General features: G+C 70.5%; 17 protein-coding genes. 9 read left to right on the top strand and 8 right to left on the bottom strand.

Annotated elements, in window-relative coordinates:
* Nucleotides 1-23: 23 nt before the first annotated feature.
* Nucleotides 24-1145 (bottom strand): phosphate ABC transporter substrate-binding protein PstS, encoded by a 1122-nt coding sequence (locus tag ABC271_RS12135; RefSeq protein ID WP_412925106.1) that lies wholly within the window; start codon nt 1143-1145, stop codon nt 24-26.
* Nucleotides 1146-1303: 158 nt separating this feature from the next.
* Between ABC271_RS12135 and ABC271_RS12130 the strand changes: the two genes are divergently transcribed.
* On the top strand, nt 1304-5242 hold the full coding sequence (locus tag ABC271_RS12130; protein WP_412925105.1) for a Pls/PosA family non-ribosomal peptide synthetase: 3939 nt from the start codon (nt 1304-1306) through the stop codon (nt 5240-5242).
* The gene (locus ABC271_RS12125) at nt 5239-6537 is read left to right on the top strand and encodes a M1 family metallopeptidase (protein WP_412925104.1); all 1299 of its coding nucleotides are present in this window, start codon (nt 5239-5241) and stop codon (nt 6535-6537) included. The genes ABC271_RS12130 and ABC271_RS12125 overlap by 4 nt, the downstream gene beginning before the upstream one ends.
* Before the next feature lie 5 nt (nt 6538-6542).
* Here the strand turns inward: ABC271_RS12125 and ABC271_RS12120 are convergent, their stop codons facing one another.
* From ABC271_RS12120 to ABC271_RS12105, 4 genes are read right to left on the bottom strand one after another with little or no spacing between them, the layout of a single operon-like run.
* Nucleotides 6543-7037 (bottom strand): hypothetical protein, encoded by a 495-nt coding sequence (locus ABC271_RS12120; protein ID WP_412925103.1) that lies wholly within the window; start codon nt 7035-7037, stop codon nt 6543-6545.
* Entirely contained in the window at nt 7034-7972 is a 939-nt protein-coding gene (locus ABC271_RS12115) for an NUDIX hydrolase (RefSeq protein ID WP_412925102.1), read from the bottom strand. Before ABC271_RS12115 ends, ABC271_RS12120 begins: the two co-directional genes overlap by 4 nt.
* Nucleotides 7969-10137, bottom strand: coding sequence for an RNA degradosome polyphosphate kinase (locus tag ABC271_RS12110; RefSeq protein WP_412925101.1), 2169 nt, complete (start codon nt 10135-10137; stop codon nt 7969-7971). The genes ABC271_RS12115 and ABC271_RS12110 overlap by 4 nt, the downstream gene beginning before the upstream one ends.
* A 54-nt stretch (nt 10138-10191) precedes the next feature.
* Nucleotides 10192-10884, bottom strand: a complete 693-nt coding sequence (locus ABC271_RS12105) for a winged helix-turn-helix domain-containing protein (protein WP_412925100.1) — start codon at nt 10882-10884, stop codon at nt 10192-10194.
* 150 nt (nt 10885-11034) lie between these two features.
* On the opposite strand from ABC271_RS12105, the gene ABC271_RS12100 reads away from it, so the two are divergent.
* The 4 genes from ABC271_RS12100 to ABC271_RS12085 all read left to right on the top strand — a co-directional run bounded on the left by ABC271_RS12100 (nt 11035) and on the right by ABC271_RS12085 (nt 14268).
* The gene (locus tag ABC271_RS12100) at nt 11035-11325 is read left to right on the top strand and encodes a hypothetical protein (RefSeq protein WP_412925099.1); all 291 of its coding nucleotides are present in this window, start codon (nt 11035-11037) and stop codon (nt 11323-11325) included.
* 134 nt (nt 11326-11459) lie between these two features.
* Nucleotides 11460-12059: a heme-binding beta-barrel domain-containing protein gene (locus ABC271_RS12095; RefSeq protein WP_412925098.1), complete on the top strand. Its 600-nt coding sequence runs from the start codon at nt 11460-11462 to the stop codon at nt 12057-12059.
* Nucleotides 12059-13162 carry a CAF17-like 4Fe-4S cluster assembly/insertion protein YgfZ gene (gene ygfZ, locus ABC271_RS12090; protein WP_412925097.1) on the top strand — a complete coding sequence of 368 codons (1104 nt, stop codon included), beginning with the start codon at nt 12059-12061 and terminating at the stop codon, nt 13160-13162. Before ABC271_RS12095 ends, ygfZ begins: the two co-directional genes overlap by 1 nt.
* A complete protein-coding gene (locus ABC271_RS12085; protein ID WP_412925096.1) occupies nt 13159-14268 on the top strand; it encodes an FUSC family protein in 1110 nt (369 codons plus the stop codon). The genes ygfZ and ABC271_RS12085 overlap by 4 nt, the downstream gene beginning before the upstream one ends.
* On the opposite strand, the gene ABC271_RS12080 is transcribed toward ABC271_RS12085, so the two are convergent.
* A complete protein-coding gene (locus tag ABC271_RS12080) occupies nt 14269-15066 on the bottom strand; it encodes a class I SAM-dependent methyltransferase (protein WP_412925095.1) in 798 nt (265 codons plus the stop codon).
* A 52-nt stretch (nt 15067-15118) separates the two neighbouring features.
* On the opposite strand from ABC271_RS12080, the gene ABC271_RS12075 reads away from it, so the two are divergent.
* Nucleotides 15119-15865 carry a phosphoglyceromutase gene (locus ABC271_RS12075; protein ID WP_412925094.1) on the top strand — a complete coding sequence of 249 codons (747 nt, stop codon included), beginning with the start codon at nt 15119-15121 and terminating at the stop codon, nt 15863-15865.
* A 63-nt stretch (nt 15866-15928) separates the two neighbouring features.
* Here the strand turns inward: ABC271_RS12075 and phoU are convergent, their stop codons facing one another.
* Entirely contained in the window at nt 15929-16603 is a 675-nt protein-coding gene (gene phoU / locus ABC271_RS12070; RefSeq protein ID WP_412925093.1) for a phosphate signaling complex protein PhoU, read from the bottom strand.
* Between the two features lie 168 nt (nt 16604-16771).
* Here phoU and ABC271_RS12065 point away from each other — a divergent pair, with 168 nt between their 5' ends.
* On the top strand, nt 16772-17989 hold the full coding sequence (locus tag ABC271_RS12065) for a sensor histidine kinase (protein WP_412925092.1): 1218 nt from the start codon (nt 16772-16774) through the stop codon (nt 17987-17989).
* On the top strand, nt 17986-18669 hold the full coding sequence (locus tag ABC271_RS12060) for a response regulator (protein WP_412925091.1): 684 nt from the start codon (nt 17986-17988) through the stop codon (nt 18667-18669). The genes ABC271_RS12065 and ABC271_RS12060 overlap by 4 nt, the downstream gene beginning before the upstream one ends.
* Before the next feature lie 57 nt (nt 18670-18726).
* Here ABC271_RS12060 and ABC271_RS12055 read toward each other — a convergent pair whose 3' ends face one another.
* Nucleotides 18727-19302 carry a DNA modification methylase gene (locus ABC271_RS12055; RefSeq protein ID WP_412925090.1) on the bottom strand — a complete coding sequence of 192 codons (576 nt, stop codon included), beginning with the start codon at nt 19300-19302 and terminating at the stop codon, nt 18727-18729.
* Nucleotides 19303-19424 lie beyond the last annotated feature (122 nt).

Below are 19424 nucleotides of genomic sequence, written 5' to 3'. Positions count from 1 at the left end.
ACCGGTTCGGATCCGAGAGATGTTTACTTGATCGCCTCGAGCGTCTTCGCGGCGTCCGCGAGGACCGACTCGGGGAGCGGAGCCGAACCAGCGTTCTTCGCGGCGACCTGCTGGCCGAGCGTGCTGGTGACGAAGCCGAGGTACGACTTCACGAGATCGGCCTGCTTGGTGTCCTTGAACTCGGTGCAGGTGATGGCGTACGAGACCAGCGGGATCGGGTACGTCTCGGCGGTCAGCTTGGAGTAGTCGAACTTCTTCGACAGGTCACCGGGGACACCGTTGGATGCCTCGACAGCAGCGGCGTCGAAGGTGGCCGTCACGGCCTCAGCGCTGTAGGGCAGAGCGGCGCCGTCCTGGATGATCGCGACCGAGTTGAGGTCGCCGATGGCCGAGTGGTCGGCGTAGCCGATGGTGCCCGAACCGGCCTTGACCGCCTCGACGACGCCGGAGCCACCCTTCTGCTTCGACACGTTGCCCTCGATCGGCCAGTCCTTGCCAGCCGGCGAGGTCCAGACCGACGACTGCGTCGCGGCGAGGTAGTTGGTGAAGTTCTGCGTGGTGCCCGAGCCGTCCGAGCGAGCGACCGTGGTGATGGGGCCGGCAGCGAGGGCCGTGCCGTTGTCCTTGGTGATGGCCGGGTCGGACCAGTCGGTGATCTGGAGCGCGAAGATCTTGGCGATCGTCTCGCCGCTGAGCTTGACGTCGGTCACGCCGGGGATGTTGAAGATGATCGCGACGCCGTCGAGGTAGACGGGGATGTTGACCGCTCCGTCGGTGCACAGCGCCTGCGACTGCGTGGTCTGGTCGGCGTTGAGGGGCGAGTCGGAGCCGGCGAAGTCGTACGCGCCGCTGAGGAAGTTGGTGACACCGCCGCCGGAGCCCTGCGACTTGTCGTAGTTGATGGTCACGCCCTTGGCGGTGGCGTTGTAGGCGCTGGTCCAGGCGGCCTGCGCGTTGGCCTGGGCGCTGGACCCACCGGCGGTGATGGTGCCGGCGAGGTTGGGGTCGATCGTGAACGCCACGTCCGTGGAGGAAGCGGACGGAGACGACTCCGTGGTGCCTCCGCTGGAGGAGGCGCAGCCGGCGAGGGCAAGAGAGGCCACGGCGGCCACGGTGCCCAGCTGGGCGAGTCGGGAGAGCTTCACTATGTGAATCCTTCGCATGTCGGGGACACGAACCCGGTGCAGGGTTCTCCCGCACGGTAAACACCGTCCCTTACGAGAGTGCGTTGCACGGGTGAACGGAAGGTGAACCGGTGCCGCCGTTCCGGGGTGTTTTCCTGGCCTGTGTACGCTTCACCCCCGTGACGACCCCCGCGTATCCCGGCCAAGAGCTGCTCGACCGTACGAGCTTCGCCGCGCCGGCGCGCACGCTCATCGACATCCTCGCCGACGTGGCATCCCGGTATCCGGAGGCCTCGGCGATCGACGACGGATCAGGCGCCCTCAGCTACCGCGAACTCCTGGCGCGCGTGTGGCGCACCGCTGCGGCGCTCCACGCGGCCGGGGTGCGCCGCGGTGATCGAGTGGGCGTTCGGATGCCGTCCGGCTCGAAGGAGCTGTACGTCTCGATCCTGGCCGTCATGGCGGCTGGGGCCGCGTACGTCCCGGTGGATGCCGACGACCCGGACGAGCGCGCACGCCTGGTGTTCGGGGAGGCCGGCGTGAAGGGGATCATCGCCGGCGACGGAGAGTTCGTCGCGGGCGACGAGGCGCTGGTCCGCCTCTACGACGGCGAAGCGCCGCACCCGAGCACGAGCGCGGTGCCGATCGTCGCGCCGCCGACCGTCGACGACGACGCCTGGATCATCTTCACGTCGGGCTCGACCGGCGTGCCCAAGGGTGTGGCAGTCTCGCACCGATCCGCGGCGGCGTTCGTCGAGGCGGAGGGGCGCCTGTTCCTGCAGGGCGACCCCCTCGGCCCCGGCGACCGTGTTCTCGCGGGACTCTCGGTGGCCTTCGACGCCTCGTGCGAAGAGATGTGGCTCGCCTGGGGCCACGGGGCGTGCCTCGTGCCCGCGCCGCGCTCCCTCGTGCGTTCGGGCGAGGATCTCGCGCCGTGGTTGCTCCGCCAGGGCATCTCGGTCGTTTCGACCGTTCCGACTCTCGCGGCGATGTGGCCGGCGGACTCGATCGAGAACGTCCGCCTGCTCATCTTCGGCGGCGAGGCCTGCCCGCCCGAGCTCGCCGCGAGACTCGTCGCCGACGGTCGAGAGGTCTGGAACACCTACGGGCCCACCGAGGCGACGGTCGTCGCGTGCGCGGCGCTCCTGGACGGGACACCCCCCGTCCGCATCGGTCTGCCGCTGGACGGGTGGGCCCTCGCGGTCGTCGACGCCGACGGGCAGCCGGTGGCCGAAGGCGAGGCGGGTGAGCTGATCATCGGGGGAGTGGGCCTCGCCCGCTACCTGGATCCGGCGAAGGATGCCGAGAAGTACGCGCCGATGCCGACGCTCGGGTGGGAGCGCGCCTATCGCTCCGGCGACCTCGTCCGCTTCGAGAGCGCGGGCTTGGTCTTCCAGGGGCGCGCCGACGATCAGGTGAAGGTCGGGGGCCGTCGCATCGAGCTCGGCGAGGTCGAGTCGGCGCTGCAGGACCTCTCGCAGGTCCACGCGGCGACGGTCGCGGTGCGCACCACCGAGGCGGGGGTTCCCATCCTCGTGGGATACCTGGTGATGGAGGAGGGCGCCGAGCTCGACCGAGCCGCCGCCCGCGCCGCGCTCGCCGAGCGCCTGCCCGCCGCGACCATTCCGCTGTTGGGTGTGGTCGATGAACTCCCCGTCCGCACCTCGGGCAAGGTCGATCGGGCCGCGCTGCCCTGGCCGCTTCCCGGGGTCGACGCGCCGACCCCCACCGACTTCTCCGCCGATGAGCAGTGGCTCGCCGAGCAGTGGCAGGCGGTGCTGGGGCTTCCCGTCACCGACCGGAAGTCCGACTTCTTCGACCTCGGTGGCGGGTCGCTGTCCGCGGCGCAGCTCGTCTCTCGCATCCGTGTCCGCGTTCCGGAGTTCTCTGTCGCCGACATCTACGACGTCCCCCGTCTCGGCGCGATGGCGAAAGCCCTGGGCCCGCAACTCACCGACGACGCTCCGGCCGCTTTCCACCGGCCGACGCCGACCCCCCGCGCAACGCAGTGGGTGCAGACCCTTCTCGGCGCGCCGCTGTTCATCCTTTCGGGCGTGCGCTGGTTGCTCTATCTGTTGACCGGCTCAGCGATTCTGCGGCTGGTCCCGGGCTTCGACGTGTTGCCCTCCGTCCCCTGGCCGGTGCTGCTGATCGGCCTCCTGGTGTTCGCGACGCCGTTCGGCCGCATGGCGATCGCTGTCATGTCGGCGCGTCTCCTCCTGGCCGGTCTCCGACCCGGCGACTACCCCCGGGGAGGGGGCGTGCACGTGCGGCTCTGGCTGGCGGAGCAGATCGCCGCCCAGGTGGACGCCGTCGGCCTCGCGGGTGCACCGTGGGTGTCGTACTACGCTCGCGCCCTCGGTGCCCGTATCGGCCGCAACGTCGACCTTCACGCCCTGCCGCCGGTCACCGGCATGCTCGTCATCGGGGACGGCGCGTCGATCGAGCCGGAGGTCGATCTCACCGGCTACTGGATCGACGGCGACCTCGTCCGCATCGGCGAGGTGCGGATCGGGGCGGAGGCCGCGGTGGGAGCGCGCTCGACCCTCGCCCCGGGCACGCGCATCGGTCGTCGCGCCGAGATCGCGCCCGGTTCCGCCGTCTTCGGACGCGTCAAGGCCGACCAGTCGTGGGCGGGCTCGCCCGCCGCGCGCGTCGGCGGTACGGCGAAGGGCTGGCCGACGGAGCGGCCGTCCGCTCCCACGCGGTGGCTGTGGGCCTACGCCGCGTCCGCCGTGATGCTCGCCGTCCTGCCCCTGCTGTCCTTCGCCGTCGGCGGTCTCGTCGTGGCACAGGGCATGCGGGGTGCCGAGTCGCTCGCGGCTGCGACCGGGGCGGCCTTCGTCTGGCTCGTGCCGGGCGTCGCCGTCACGGGTCTGGTGTTCGCGGCATCCGTCGTCCTGCTCGTGCGCGTCTTCTCGATCGGGCTGGTGGAGGGCACCTTCCCCGTGCGCAGCCGGGTCGCCTGGCAGGCGTGGACCATCGAGCGGCTGCTCGACTCGGCGCGCACCATCCTCTTCCCGCTGTACTCGAGCCTGTTCACACCCGTCTGGCTGCGGATGCTGGGCGCTCGCGTCGGCCACGACGTCGAGGCATCCACAGTTCTGCTCCTGCCGACCATGGCACGGATCGAGGACGGAGCCTTCCTGGCGGACGACACGATGGTCGCGTCGTACGAACTGCGCGCCGGGTGGATGCGCATCGGCCCCGTGCGCATCGGCAAGCGGGCGTTCCTCGGCAACTCCGGCATGGCCGCGCCGGGCCACCGGGTGCCGCGCGACGGCCTCGTCGCCGTACTCTCGGCGGCGCCGCTCAAGGCGAAGCCGGGGTCGTCGTGGCTCGGTTCGCCGGCCGTGCGGCTGCGTCGGCTGTCGGCCGAGGGCGACGAGTCGCGCACGTACCGTCCGACGCCGGGGCTGCGGCTCGCACGCGCACTGTGGGAGTTGGGGCGCTTCATCCCCGTCGTCGTGACGTGCGCGATCGGACTCGGCGTCCTCTTCACGCTCGCGGGCCTCTGGGAGACGACCGGTCCGGTATGGACATTGCTCCTCTCGGGACTCGTCTTGCTCGCCGCGGGCGCCCTCGCCGCGGCCGTCTCGACGGCGGCGAAATGGGTGATCGTGGGCGTCATCCGGGCGGGGGAGCAGCCGCTGTGGTCGAGCTTCGTGTGGCGCACCGAGGTATCGGACACGTTCACCGAGATGGTGGCGGCGCCGTGGTTCGCCCGTGCCGCCGCGGGAACGCCCGCGCTGGCGGTCTGGCTGCGGAGTCTGGGCGCCCGCATCGGCCGCGGGGTGTGGTGCGAGAGCTACTGGCTGCCCGAACCGGATCTGGTGACTCTCGGTGACGCGTCGACGGTCAACCGCGGGTGCGTCGTCCAGACCCACCTCTTCCATGATCGAATCATGAGTATGGACACCGTCGAGCTCGAACCCGGTGCGACCCTCGGGCCGCACAGCGTGGTGCTCCCCGCATCGACCCTCGGGGCGCACGCGACCGTCGGTCCCGCGTCCCTCGTGATGCGCGGCGAGACCGTCCCCGTCGGTTCGCGGTGGAGCGGCAACCCCATCGGACCCTGGCGCGCCGTGAAGGTGCGCGCCTATCAGTCGACCACGTGAGCGGCGGCGACCTGTACGCCCCGCAGAGCGGCGATGACGGATACCGCGTCGAGTCGTACGACCTGACGCTCGACTACCGCGTCCGCACGAACCGTCTCGAGGGAAGCGCCACGATCCGCGCGACCGCCGCGGCCGATCTGTCCGCGATCGTGCTCGACCTCGTGGGACTGCGCGCGACGCGCGCCCGCGTCGACGGTGCCCCCGCACGGTTCTCCGCTTCGGCGGGGAAGCTCCGTGTCGTGCCACCGCGGCCGATCGCGGCCGGCGATCCGTTCGCTGTCGAGGTCGTCTACGCGGGGGCGCCCGCCCCACGCCGGTCCCGCTGGGGAGCGGTCGGCTGGGAGGAACTCACGGATGGCGCGCTCGTCGCGGGCCAGCCGACCGGCGCGCCCACCTGGTTCCCCTGCAACGACCGCCCCGATGATCGAGCGCGGATGACGATGCGGATCACGGTCGACGACGGCTACACCGTCGCGGCCACCGGTGTGCCCGCTGCCACGACTCGTCGCGGGGGCCGGGCGACCACCGTCTTCACCTCCGACGTCCCGACCGCGACCTATCTGGCCGCGGTTCATGTGGGGCGATACCGGACGCGTCCCCTGGCCCGTTCGGGGGTCGGCGTCGTGCCGGCGGTGACCGTCACCGCGCCTCCCGCCCTCTTCGCCGCCGCCGACCGTGCGTTCGCGGCGGTCCCCGAGATGCTCCGTGCTTTCGACGGTCTCTTCGGCCCGTACCCGCAGGAGGCCTGCGCGCTCGTCGTGACGGCCGACGAGCTGGAGATTCCCCTGGAGGCGCAGGGACTCGCCGTGTTCGGCATGAACCACCTCGTGCCGGCGGCGCAGCGTCTCATCGCGCACGAACTGGCCCACCAGTGGTTCGGCAACAGCGTCGGTATCGCGCGGTGGAGCGACATCTGGCTCAACGAGGGCTTCGCCTGTTACGCCGAGTGGCTGTGGTCCGAGGCATCCGGCGGACGCTCGGCCGACGATTGCGCGCGCAGCCACTTCGCGCGCCTTTCCGCCAAGCCCCAGGATCTGCTGCTCGTCGACCCCGGTCCCGACGACATGTTCGACGACCGCGTCTACAAGCGCGGAGCGCTCGCGCTGCACGCTCTACGGGGGAGCATCGGCGACGGTGCGTTCTTCGACCTCGTGCGTCGATGGACGCGCGAGCACCGCCACGGACTCGTGACCACCGACGATTTCCGCGCCGCGGTCCTCTCGGCCGGTGGACCCGACGCCGCCGAGATGTTGTCGCGCTGGATCGACCGCGTGGAGCTCCCGCCGCTGCCCTGACGCCGTCAGCCCAGGGCCACAGCGAGGAGCACCCCGGGGGGACCGGGGATGTCCCAGCCGACCACGGGCGCGTCGTCGTCGATGCGCGCGCTCCAGTGGGCGCCGTCGGCGATCGCACGGACCCGGACCCGGGCCGGATCGACGGTGAGCCCGCGCCCGTCGGCTTTCAGCACCGCTTCGACACGTGCCCAGGATCGGGCGTTGCCCCGCGGCAGCACGCGTTCGAGTCCCGAGGCCGCGGCGGGGACGGCATCCAGTCCGAGGCGTGCGTTCCCCGGACCCGAAATCGCGAACGCCCACCCGTCGACGTAGGACACCGACACCGTGGCATCCGTCCCCACCACCCGGATGCGACCGTGGTCGCCGCCGCACGACGCGCATCGCGAGACGAACGTCGCTCCGGGGAGGAGCTCGGCCAGCAGCGCCCGCGAAACCGAACGGCGAGGCTCGCCCTCGGGAACGCGGCGCCACGCGAGCCGAATCCCGGCGGGGAGCGTCACACCTGCGGCTCGTGCGTCTCGATCGCGACGATCCCCGAACCGGGGTGCGCGACCGGAATGTGCGCCACGGAGAATCCCGCGGGTTCGAGTGCTGACGAGCTGCCCAGATACGAGCCGCGCATCGTGCCGGTCGCCAGAGCCAACTCGTGCATGATGTCGGGAAGCACCGGGCCGTGGCTGACGACCACGACCGGCTTGCGCAGACGCACGCGTTCGCCGACGACAGAGCGGGCGTCGCTGCGCCCCTCTTCCCACGCGTCCTGGCTGATGGCCTCGGTCAGCTCGATGCGCTGAGCGAGGGCCGCCGACAGCGGGACCGCCGTGCGCACGCAGCGCTCGGCCGGGCTGGAGACGATCCGTCGGACCCCGAAGGCGAGCAGCGGCCCGACGATCGCGTTCGCCTGCCGCCGACCGCGCGGCGTCAGCGGTCGAGCGGTATCCGTGCCGTCCCACTCCTCGCGCGAGCGGGCCTTCGCGTGGCGAAGAGCGATCACGGGGAAGGTCGGCAGTGCCAGTTCGTCGATGAGACGGACGAACTCGTCGAGGATCTCGATGTCGACCGGATAGCTGAGGTGCTTGCGCGCCTTCTTCACGCTGACCCACTCGATCGCCGCGATCTCCTTGTTGGGCACGAACGTCGACGTCCGCACCGCGGCATCGGTCGCTTCGGCCGCCCAATAGTGGACGATCTTGGTGCGGGAGCTCGGCATCCGGTATCGCGAGACGCCGACGGGCACACCCAGGGCGACCCGGATGCCGGTCTCCTCGCGGATCTCGCGCACGGCGGTCTCGGCGAGCGTCTCCCCGGGGTCGACCTTGCCCTTGGGAAGCGTGACGTCGCGGTACTTGGTGCGGTGGATCAGCAGGACGCGGTACTTGCCCTCGATCATGCGCCAGACCACGCCCCCGGCAGCGTAGACGGCCGTTTCCGTCACCGAGCCGCCCGGGAACGTCGCTTGCGCTGCACCATTGCCATGGTGTGCTCCTGCAGGTCGATCAGCGGGGTGCCCTCGGCATCCACGCTGTGCCGGACCCATTCGCCCTCCGGGCCGAGGTGCCACGAACTCGTTCCCTCGTCCATCGCGAGGTCGAAGAGGTCGGACAGCTCCTGGATCTGCTTCGGATCGACGACCCGCACGAGCGCCTCGACGCGACGGTCGAGGTTGCGGTGCATCATGTCGGCGCTGCCGATGAAGACCTGCGGGTCGCCGTTGTTGACGAAGGTGAAGATGCGCGAGTGCTCGAGGTAGCGACCGAGGATCGACCGGACTCGGATGTTCTCGCTCATGCCCTCGACGCCGGGCTTGATGGAGCAGATGCCGCGCACCCACACCTCGACCGGCACCCCGGCCTGGCTCGCCCGATACAGCGCGTCGATGATCTGTTCGTCGACCATCGAGTTGACCTTGATCCGCACACCCGACGGCTTGCCCTCGAGGGCGTTGACGCGCTCGCGTTCGATGTGCCGGACCAGACCCTTCCGCAGGTGCAGAGGGGCGACCAGCAGGCGCTTGAACTTCTTCTCGATCGCGTACCCGCTGAGCTCGTTGAACAGGCGCGTGAGGTCGCGGCCGACCTGGTCATCAACCGTGAACAGGCCGAAGTCCTCGTAGATGCGGCTGGTCTTCGGGTTGTAGTTGCCCGTCCCGACGTGGCTGTAATGACGCAGGCGCCCCTCCTCCTCGCGGATGACGAGGGCGAGTTTGCAGTGCGTCTTGAGTCCCACGAGGCCGTAGACGACGTGGACACCGGCCTTCTCCAGCTTGCGCGCCCACACGATGTTGTTCGCCTCGTCGAAGCGCGCCTTCACCTCGACGAGCGCCAGAACCTGCTTGCCGGCCTCGGCGGCGTCGATGAGCGCCTGGACGATGGGGCTGTCGCCCGACGTGCGATACAGCGTCTGCTTGATGGCCAGGACGTTCGGGTCTTTCGCCGCCTGTTCCAGGAACGCCTGGACGCTGGTGGCGAACGACTCGTACGGGTGGTGGACGAGGACGTCGGCCTTGCGGATCGCACCGAAGATGTCGGCGCGGCTGCTCTGCTCGGGAGGCTGGAAGGGGAGGGCCGTCTTCGGCACGTGCGGCGGATAGTGCAGGTCGGGGCGGTCGATGCGCGAGATGTCGAACAGTCCGCGCAGGTCGAGGGCACCGGGGAGGCGGTAGACCTCCTGATCGGTGATGTCCAGCTCGCTGAGGAGGAGATCGCGCGTCAGGTCGTCCATGTCGTCGGTGATCTCGAGGCGGATGGGCGGCCCGAATCGGCGGCGCAGCAGCTCGGCCTCCAGCGCCTGGATGAGGTTCTCGGTCTCGTCCTCCTCGATCGTGACGTCTTCGTTCCGGGTGAGGCGGAAGGCGTGGTGGTCGAGGACTTCCATGCCCGGGAACAGGTCGCCCAGGTGGTTGGAGATGAGTTCTTCGAGGGGCAGGTACCGCACACCGGGACCGTCGCCCGGCACCTCGACGAAGCGGGGGAGCATCGGCGGCACCTTGAGCCTGGCGAACTCCTGACGACCCGTGCGCGCGTTGCGGATGCGGATGGCGAGGTTCAGGGACAGGCCCGAGATGTAGGGGAACGGGTGTGCCGGGTCGACCGCGAGCGGCATGAGGACCGGAAAGACGTTGCGCTGGAAGTATTCGGTGAGGCGCGCGGAGGAGTCCTCGTCGAGCGAATCCCAGGACACCACCTCGATTCCGGCCTCGGCGAGGGCCGGCCGCACCTGATCGGTCCACACGCCCGCGTGGCGGAGCTGCAGGCGGTGCGCCTCGGCGGAGATGTCGGCGAGCACATCCAGCGGGGCGCGCCCGACATTCGTCGGCACGGCCAGACCGGTGACGATGCGGCGCTTGAGGCCGGCCACGCGGACCATGAAGAACTCGTCGAGGTTGCTCGCGAAGATCGCCAGGAAGTTGGCGCGTTCGAGAACCGGAACGGTCGGGTCCTCGGCGAGTTCCAGCACGCGCTGGTTGAACGACAACCAGCTGACCTCGCGGTCGAGGTAGCGGTGGTCGGGGAGCTGTTCGTCCTCGGCCTCGACGGCCTCGTCGAAGTCGTCGTCGTCCGCGTCACCCAGGCCCGCGTCCAGCACGTCGTGTTCGATCATTCCCTCATCATTGCAGGGGTCGATGACGTGCGCGTGAACGGTTGCGCGGAGGGGTCAGGACGACGTCGCGGAAACGGGCGGCTGGTCGTCCTCGTACACGTTGAAGCGGTAGCCGACGTTGCGCACGGTGCCGATGAGCTGCTCGAGGTCGCCGAGCTTGGCGCGCAGGCGGCGGACGTGGACGTCGACCGTGCGGGTGCCGCCGAAGTAGTCGTATCCCCACACCTCACTGAGCAGCTGCTCACGCGTGAACACGCGGGACGGATGGGTGGCGAAGAAGTGCAGGAGCTGGAACTCCTTGTAGGTCAGGTCGAGCGGCTTGCCGTGCACCTTCGCCGAATACGACGACTCGTCGATCGTGATGCCGGACGTGGAGATGCGCGACGAAACCTGCTCGGCGCTGCGGCGTCCCATCGCCAGGCGGATGCGGGCGTCGATCTCGGCGGGCCCGGCGCCGACCAGCACGACGTCATCCACGCCCCAGTCGGTCGAGACGGCGGTGAGTCCGCCCTCCGTCACGATGATGACGAGAGGGGCTTCCATCCCTGTCGTCGTCAGGATCTTGCACAGCGACTTGGCGCCGACGAGGTCGACGCGCGCGTCGACGAAGACGACGTCGGCGCTCGGGGCGTTGACCAGCTGCGCCGGTTCAGCCGGGATCTGCCGCACGCGATGGCTCAACAATTCGAGCGCGGGCAACGCCGCACCACCGCCGGGGGCGGAGCTGAGAACGAGAAGCTGAGCCAAACGGACCTCCCAGTGCGGTCCTGCCGCACCCGCCCATCTTAGGGGGGAGCTGCGCGGTCGTGCCGTCACCCCCGCCGCCGCCCGCGTCGCGGCGCGCCTCGCGCATCCTCCTCGCGCGCCGATGGGCCGGTGTGCGCGATGATGGACGGTATGTCGACTCCCGACCTCGCGCCGCGCCGCACGTTCGGCGGCATCGTCGCCGTCTGGGTGCTCGCCCTCGTGGCCGGCCTCGCGATCGGGCTGTTCGTTCCCACCGACCTGCACGCCCCGTGGATCACGGTCGCGCTGGGGGGATGCGTCATCGCCGCCTTCGCGGTGCAGCTCTGGTACGGACGCTCGCAGGCGTTCATCCAGAGGGTCGCGGCGAGCGTCCTGGGAGCCGTCGTCGTGCTGGGTCTCATCACGGCCGCATTCGGGCTGGCATCCATCGTTCCCCGATAGAGTTGTCGCATGGATCTCCTCGCGCTCGAACTCTTCTTCGTGGGACTTCTCGGTCTCGCCTCGCTGGCGATCGCCTTCGTCTCCGGCACCGTCATCTGGAACCTCTATCGCGGTCAGCGCTGACGAGCGCCGTCGTGATCGAGATTCCGACCGACCTTCCGGCCGACCTCGTCCCGCTGTCGTGGCTGATCGGGGTGTGGGAGGGGACCGGCGTCATCGACTACGAGGCCGACGGTCGCACCTTCACGGGCGAGTTCGCGCACCGCGTGAGCTTCAGCCATGACGGTGGCGACTTCTTGAACTACTCGGCGCACGCGTGGCTGCTCGACGGTGAAGACCGTCGCGCCCTGGTGTCCGAGACCGGTTACTGGCGGGTGGCTCGTCCGGCCACCGACGCCGATGCCGGACCCGCGCTCCTCCCGCCGACCGAGTCCGCGCCGCGCCGCACCGCGGACGACGTCGAGACGCTCCGCACCGCCGAGGGCGGGTTCCCGCTCGAGGTGAGCGCGGCTCACTCGAACGGCGTCCTCGAGCTGTACATCGGCCAGGTGCGGGGGCCCCGCGTCGACCTCGCGAGCGACGCGATCGTCCGCACGGCGGGCGCCAAGCCGTACGCTTCCGCCACCCGTCTCTACGGCCTCGTCGACGACCACCTGCTGTGGGCGTGGGACATCGCAGCGTTCGGCCGCGAACTCGCCTCCCACGCGTCCGCCCGTCTGGCTCGGGCCGAGTGATGGCGTCGCTCTCGGAGGTTCCCGGCGCGATCGTCGATGAGGCGGGCCTCCGCCACGTCGGTTCGCCCCTGACCGAGCAGCGCCGGCTCGCATCCGGCGCGGCGCTCGCACCGCTGGGAGAACGTCGGGTGCTGTCGGTGGACGGCCCCGATCGGCTGAGCTGGCTCGACTCGCTGTCGTCGCAGGCCCTGACGCATCTGCCCTCGGGCGTGTCGACCGAGATGCTCATCCTCGATCCGAACGGTCGCGTCGAGCACGCCGCGTCGGTCATCGATGACGGCGAGACCACCTGGCTGATCGTGGATGCCGCCGACGCCGAGCCCCTCGCCGCGTGGCTCGGCCGCATGCGCTTCCGCTTGCGTGTCGAGGTGCGCGACCGGTCGGAAGAGGCTTTCGTGATCGGCGGGACGCGCGCGGCGGTGGGGTCGCTGAACCCGCTCGCCCCTGCGGGGGTCCCCGTCGTGTGGGTCGACCCGTGGCCCGACGTCTCTCCAGGTGGCTGGGCGTACGCCCGCGTCGAGGATCATCCCGGCAGCGACCGTGACTGGGCGGAAGCCGTCGTGGATGCCGCCGAATTCGACCGCATCGTCGCCGCGGCGGTGGCCGGCGAGGTGTCCCTCGCCGGGCGCGAGGCCGTCGAGGCACTCCGGGTCGCCGCGTGGCGTCCGCGCGTGTCGGTCGACGCGGACGAGCGGCTGCTGCCGCACGAGATGGACTGGCTCCGCACCGCCGTGCACCTGTCGAAGGGCTGCTACCGCGGCCAGGAGACCGTGGCGAAGGTGCACAACCTCGGTCATCCGCCGCGCCGCGTGGTCGCGCTCCAGCTCGATGGCAGCGACAGCGTGCTCCCGTCGCGCGGTGATGTGGTGCGCGTCGGTGACGACGCGATCGGGGCCGTGACCTCCGTCGCCGTGCACTACGAGGAGGGCCCCATCGCGCTCGCCCTCGTCAAGCGCACCGCGCCCGCCGACGTGCCGTACGTGGTCGACACCGCGGACGGTCCGATCGCCGCCGCGGTCGAGACGGTCGTCCCCGCCGACGCGGGGGCCACCGCCGGGGTTCCGCGGCTGCCGCGCCTCGGACGCCGACGCGCCGCGGGATGACAGGCGAGGAGTCCTCGACGACCGTCGGCGTCGTCGTGCCGCGCTCGCGCCTGCGCACGACGCTTCGACGTCGGTGGGGTCGTGTGCGCGAGTCGCTCCCCGCCATCGTGCAGATCGTCGTCGCCGCGACCGCGGCGTTCGTGTTCGCGCATTTCGTGCTCGGACACACCGTTCCCCTTCTCGCGGCGACCGTGACGGTGTCGAGCCTCGGCCTGGTGCGGGACGCCCGACCGTGGCGCGTCGCCGAGACCGTCGCGGGGATGCTCGTCGGCATCCTGCTCGCCGAGCTGGTCCTCCTGATCGCGGGCGCCGGGTGGTGGCAGATCGCGGTGGCGATGTTCGTGACTCTCGTCGTGGCGCGGTTCCTCTCGCCGCAGCCGGGGTTCGCGCTGGCCGCCGTGGTCCAATCGCTCATCGCCCTGGTGATCGTGACCGGCGCCCCGTTCGTCCGTCTCATCGACGGCGTCGTCGGGGGAGTGGCGGCCCTGCTCGTGACGGCGCTGATCCCGCGTACTCTCCGCCGCACGGAACTGCGGGATGCCGACGAACTCTTCGACGCATTCGACGTCGCCATCGCGACGATCGTCCGTGCGCTCCGGCGTGGCGACCGTGCTCGTGCCGATCGGGGGCTGGAACGCGCGCGAGCGCTGCAGACCTACGTGGACGCGTGGAGCGGCTCGCTCGAATCCGGGCAGGAAGTGGCCCGGATCTCGCCGTTCCTGCGCCGTCAGCGGACCGAGCTGGAACGGCACGCCCGCGTCCGCGCCGCGATGGACCTGGCGACCCGCAACCTCCGCGTGGTGGGGCGACGGGCCGCGTACCTGTGCGCCGACGGTCAGTCGCGGGCCGTTCCCGCAGACCTGCTCGCCGAGATCGAGCGCGGGGCGGGTCTCGTGCGCGACGCGCTCGACGACGTCTCGGTCGAACCCGCCGCCCGCGCGACGCTGGCGGCCCTCGCCGCCCGGCTCGACCCGGCACGCATCCTCCCCGACGGCAACGTCGGCGAGCTGAACCTCGTGGCCGCGATGCGGCCGCTGACGGTCGACCTGCTGGTGGCGACGGGTATGCCGTTCGCCGAGGCTCAGGCGCTCCTGCCGCGCGTGTGATCAGCCGGGGGCGACGGCGCTCCAGTCGACCCCGACTTCGCCGAGCCGCCAGCGCGATCGGCCCCGCACGGGCCACCCGTCGGCGGCCAGCGCCTCGACCGCGGTCCGCCACCGGTGCACGGGCCCGAACGGCGCGACCGCTGCGGCGCGGTTCCACTCGCGCTGGAGCGCGGCGACGTAGTCGTGCACCCGCTCGCCCGGGACGTTGCGGTGGATCAGCGCCTTCGGGAGCCGCTCTGCGAGGATCGCGGGATCGTCGAGATCCGCGAGCCGCAACGACACCGTGAGCGACCGGGGCACGGCATCCGCCCCCACCTCGACCCAGGTCACCACGCGGCCGATCTCATCGCACGTTCCCTCGACCAGGATGCCGTCGGGTGGGAGCCGCGCGCACATCCGCGCCCACGCCCCGGCGACGTCGGCCTCGTCGTACTGCCGCAGTACGTTCATCGCGCGGATCACTGCCGGGCGCCGTCCAGCGGGCGTCGGTACCTCGAAGCCGCCGAGCGCGAAGCCGATCCCCTCCACTCCCTCCGCCTGTGCCCGCGCCCGAGCGACGCGCTCGGGGTCGATCTCGAGTCCGAGGACCTCGACGTCGGCACGGGTGCGGCGGAGGCGCGCGTGCAATTCGAGGGGGGTCACGGCACTCGCCCCGAATCCGAGATCGACCACGAGAGGATCGTCCGCGCGTCGGAGCACCGGATGCCGGGCGATCCAACGGTCCACGCGGCGCAGGCGATTGACTCCCGTGGTGCCGCGCGTGGGGCGGCCGACGGGGGAGGGAGTCACTTGCGACATGATGCCAGGCGTCGGCTCCGAGGGGCTCGCTCGGCGTCGCTAGCATGGAGGCATGCCTCACACGCTGATCCTCCTCCGCCACGGGCAGAGCGAGTGGAACAAGACCAACCAGTTCACCGGCTGGGTCGACGTCCGGCTCACCGATCAGGGGAAGGCCGAGGCCCAGCGCGGCGGCGAACTCCTGAAGGAGTCGGGTGTGCTGCCCGACGTCCTGCACACCTCGGTGCTCAGCCGTGCCATCCAGACGGCCAACATCGCCCTCGACGCGGCCGATCGCCTCTGGATCCCCGTGAAGCGTTCGTGGCGTCTCAACGAGCGCCACTACGGTGCCCTGCAGGGCAAGGACAAGGCGCAGACGCTCGAGGAGTTCGGAAACGAGCAGTTCATGCTCTGGCGTCGTTCGTTCGACGTTCCGCCGCCGCCGCTGCCCGCCGACGACCAGTACAGCCAGGTCGGTGACCCGCGCTACGTCGGCATCGACGGCGAGGTGCCCGACACCGAGTCGCTGAAGATCGTCATCGACCGCATGCTCCCGTACTGGCACAGCGAGATCGTCCCCGACCTGCAGGCCGGCAAGACGGTGCTCGTCACCGCGCACGGCAACTCGCTGCGTGGCCTCGTCAAGCACCTCGAGGGAATCAGTGACGCCGATATCGCCGAGCTGAACATCCCCACCGGCATCCCGCTCGTCTACCAGCTCGACGACGACATGAAGCCGCTCGGACCCGGCGAGTACCTCGACCCCGAGGCCGCCGCGGCCGGTGCTGCTGCCGTCGCGGCGCAGGGCAACAAGAAGTAACGCCCGCGTCAACGAGAAGGGGGTGGATGCCAGTGGCATCCACCCCCTTCGACGTGTGCGGCGTCAGAGCGCTGTCGTCGGCGTGACGTCGTCGGCGCCGGCCCAGTCTCCGGTGGCGAGGTAGACGACCTTCTTGGACACCGAGACCGCGTGGTCGGCGAACCGCTCGTGATAGCGGCTGGCGAGCGTCGCGTCGACCGTTGCGGTGGCTTCGCCCTTCCACGAGTCGCCGAGCACCTTCTCGAAGACGCTGATGTGCAGTTCGTCGATGTCGTCGTCGACGTCGCGGATCTCCTCCGCGATACGCAGGTCCTGCGTGCGCAGCAGCTCGGCGAGCTTGCGTGCGACCTCCACGTCGAGCTCACCCATGCGGGTGAACGTGCTCTTGAGGCCCTTGGGGATGGCGCGCTCGGGGAAGCGGGAACGCGCGAGCTGAGCGATGTGCTCGGCCATGTCTCCCATACGTTCGAGCGAGGCGCTGACCCGGAGCGCCGTCACGACGATGCGGAGGTCGCGAGCGACAGGCTGCTGACGGGCGAGGATCTCGATCGCGAGCTCGTCGAGGGCCATGGCCTTCTCGTCGATGATCGCGTCGGCCTCGATCACCTCCTCTGCGAGGGAGACGTCGCTGCTGCCGAAGGCGCGCGTCGCACGGTCGATGGCGACCGCGACCAGATCGGCGATCTCGACCAGTCGACCTTGGACGTCCTCGAGGGACTGGTGGAACACTTCGCGCATCGCGATACCTTCCTCGTCGGCACGGCACACACATGTCCCGCGACCCTCCGGGATTCTTCCCACCGAAGGTTAACGAGTGGTGCTGTGACAGTGAATAGTAGCCGCTCGCCCTCGCCCTCCCCGTCTGAACGTCCGGTGACGTCCGATGGGCGGCTCTACGCTGGGGGCATGGATCACACGCAGCTCTCGCTGCTCGCGCTCCTCGTGGGAATCATCGTCGGGAGCTCCGTCGTGAGCCTCATCGTCGTCGCGCAGCGGGCCAGGGAACGGGCTCTCGCCCAGGGTTCCTCCGAACTCCCCGAGGGCGTGCAGTCCATGCTCGGTGCCCTCGACGACCCCGCCGTGGTGTGCGACACGTCGGCGACCGTCCTGGCGCTGTCTCCGGCCGCTGAGGTCTTCGGGCTGGATGCCGGCAGCGCGATCGCCGACGACGATCTGCGCCGCGTCGCGCGGGCGGCGCGCGAGAACGGTGCCTCCGTCAGCGAGACGCTCCGGCTCCGGCGGGGTGCGGCGCCGGCCGAGCCGCGGCTCGTGGCCGTCCGTGCGGCACCCGTGTCGCCACGGCTGGTGCTCCTCGTCCTCCGCGACATCACCGAGCGCGAGCGCGTCGAGGAGATGCGCCGCGACTTCGTCGCCAACACCAGCCACGAACTGAAGACTCCGGTCGGTGCGGTGAGCCTCCTGGCCGAGGCGATCGAGTCCGCCGCGGACGATCCCGCGCAGGTGCGGTACTTCTCCGGTCGGCTGCAGGCGGAGATCCAGCGCCTCTCCGCGTTGACGAACCGCATCCTCAGCCTGTCGCGGCTTCAGGCGTCGGACGAGTTGAGCGAGGTGCGCGACGTCTCGATCGACGAGGTCGTCACGGCCGCGATCGAGTCGCACACGATCCAGGCCGACTCCGCCCAGGTCACCGTCGTGCGCGGAGGGACGAAGGGCCTGTGGGTCCGGGGCGAGCCGCAGATCCTGACCGAGGCGGTGGGCAACCTCATCGCGAACGCCATCGCCTACTCCCCGCAGGGTTCGAAGGTCGGGGTGGGGATCAAGCTCGACGAGGACGTCGTGGAGATCGCCGTCACCGACCGGGGAATCGGCATCCCCGAGAGCGATCAGCACCGCGTGTTCGAACGCTTCTACCGTGCCGACCAGGCGCGTTCGCGGCGCACCGGAGGCACGGGCCTCGGCCTGTCGATCGTCAAGCACGCCGTGCAGCGACACGGCGGTGAGGTTCGCCTGTGGTCTCGGCCCGAGCGCGGCTCGACGTTCACCATCCGCTTGCCCCGGTCCGAGGCGCCCGACCTCGACCTCGTTCGTCCCAAGGCGCGTCGCAAGAGCCGCAAGTCCGGCCCTGCAACCCGTCCCGCACCCGTGAAGGGAGACACCGCATGACCCGTGTTCTGATCGTCGAGGACGAGCCCGATCTCGCCGACCCGCTCGCCTACCTGCTGCGAAGGGAGGGCTACGAGGTCGAGATCGCCGAGGACGGCGCACTGGCTCTCACCGCGTTCCGCGAGCGCGGGGCCGACATCCTGCTGCTGGACCTCATGCTCCCGGGCATGCCGGGGACCGAGGTCTGCCGCCAGCTGCGTCTGACGTCCCAGGTGCCGATCATCATGCTGACCGCGAAGGATTCCGAGGTCGACATCGTGGTGGGGCTCGAGCTCGGAGCCGACGACTACGTCACCAAGCCTTACTCCACGCGCGAGCTCCTGGCTCGCATGCGCGCGGTCCTGCGTCGCCGCAGCCCGGAGGAGTCCGACCTGGATGAGCGCATCCTCAGCGGCGGGCGCGTGACCCTGGACATCGACCGGCACACCGTCTCGGTGGACGGCGGCGAGATCAACATGCCCCTGAAGGAGTTCGAGCTCCTCGAGGTGCTCATGCGCAACGCCGGACGCGTGCTCACCCGTGGCCAGCTCATCGACCGCGTCTGGGGGACCGACTACTTCGGCGACACCAAGACGCTCGACGTGCACATCAAGCGCATCCGGTCGCGCATCGAGCAGAGCCCGAGCGAGCCGTCGATGCTCGTCACCGTGCGGGGACTCGGGTACCGTTTCGAAGCCTGACCGGCCACGAACGACGAAGGCGCCGACGGGGATCCGTCGGCGCCTTCGTCGTGAAGATCAGGAGGACGGCGTCGGCGTCGGCGTGGCCGAGGGCTGCGTCGGAACGAGGGTGCTCGTCGGTGTGGGCGTGGGAGCGAGGGTCCTCAGGTACTCCAGCGCGCCGTCGAGGACGGGCACGTCGATGAGGGCGCCCTCGCCGTCGCCGGACTGGAAGAAGACGGGAACGGTGGAGCCGGGCGCGCCCTCGAAGCCGTCGAGAGCCAGGGGCTCGACGTCGTTGGCGAGGTCGCCGAGGCTCACGGTGCTGCTCGCGGGCACGATGACCGATGCGCGCACGGTGCTGCCCGCCTCGCCCACCTCGACGCGCAGGGTCTGAGCCTGGGTGGTGTCGTTGACGATGGCCGCGACGAGGTTGCCGGCCGTACCCTCCTCGTCGGCGACGATGAGTGCGTTGCGCACCTGCAGCGGACCGGAGGCGGGAACGTTCACCCCGTCGGATGCCGAGTAGTCGATCGTGGTCGCCTGGGGTGCGACGAGGTTGCATCCCGTCGTCCCGAGAACGATGGCGGCCCCTACGGCCAGGGACGCGAACAGGCGCGTTTTCACGGATCCTCCCGGAACGACAGACGGCATCCAGATCATCCTACGGGGTCGGCGAGCGGGGCCCGGTTCGCGGGTGCCTCGCGCGCGGCCTCGCGGGCGCGGGAGCGGGCGGCCTCGCGGGCGCGGGAGAGGGGGATGAAGGGGGAGGCGGA

The sequence above is a fragment of the Microbacterium canaveralium genome (genome assembly GCF_047238045.1).
In the GTDB taxonomy this organism is placed as follows: domain Bacteria; phylum Actinomycetota; class Actinomycetes; order Actinomycetales; family Microbacteriaceae; genus Microbacterium.
This window is presented reverse-complemented; position numbering and strand designations above follow the sequence as displayed.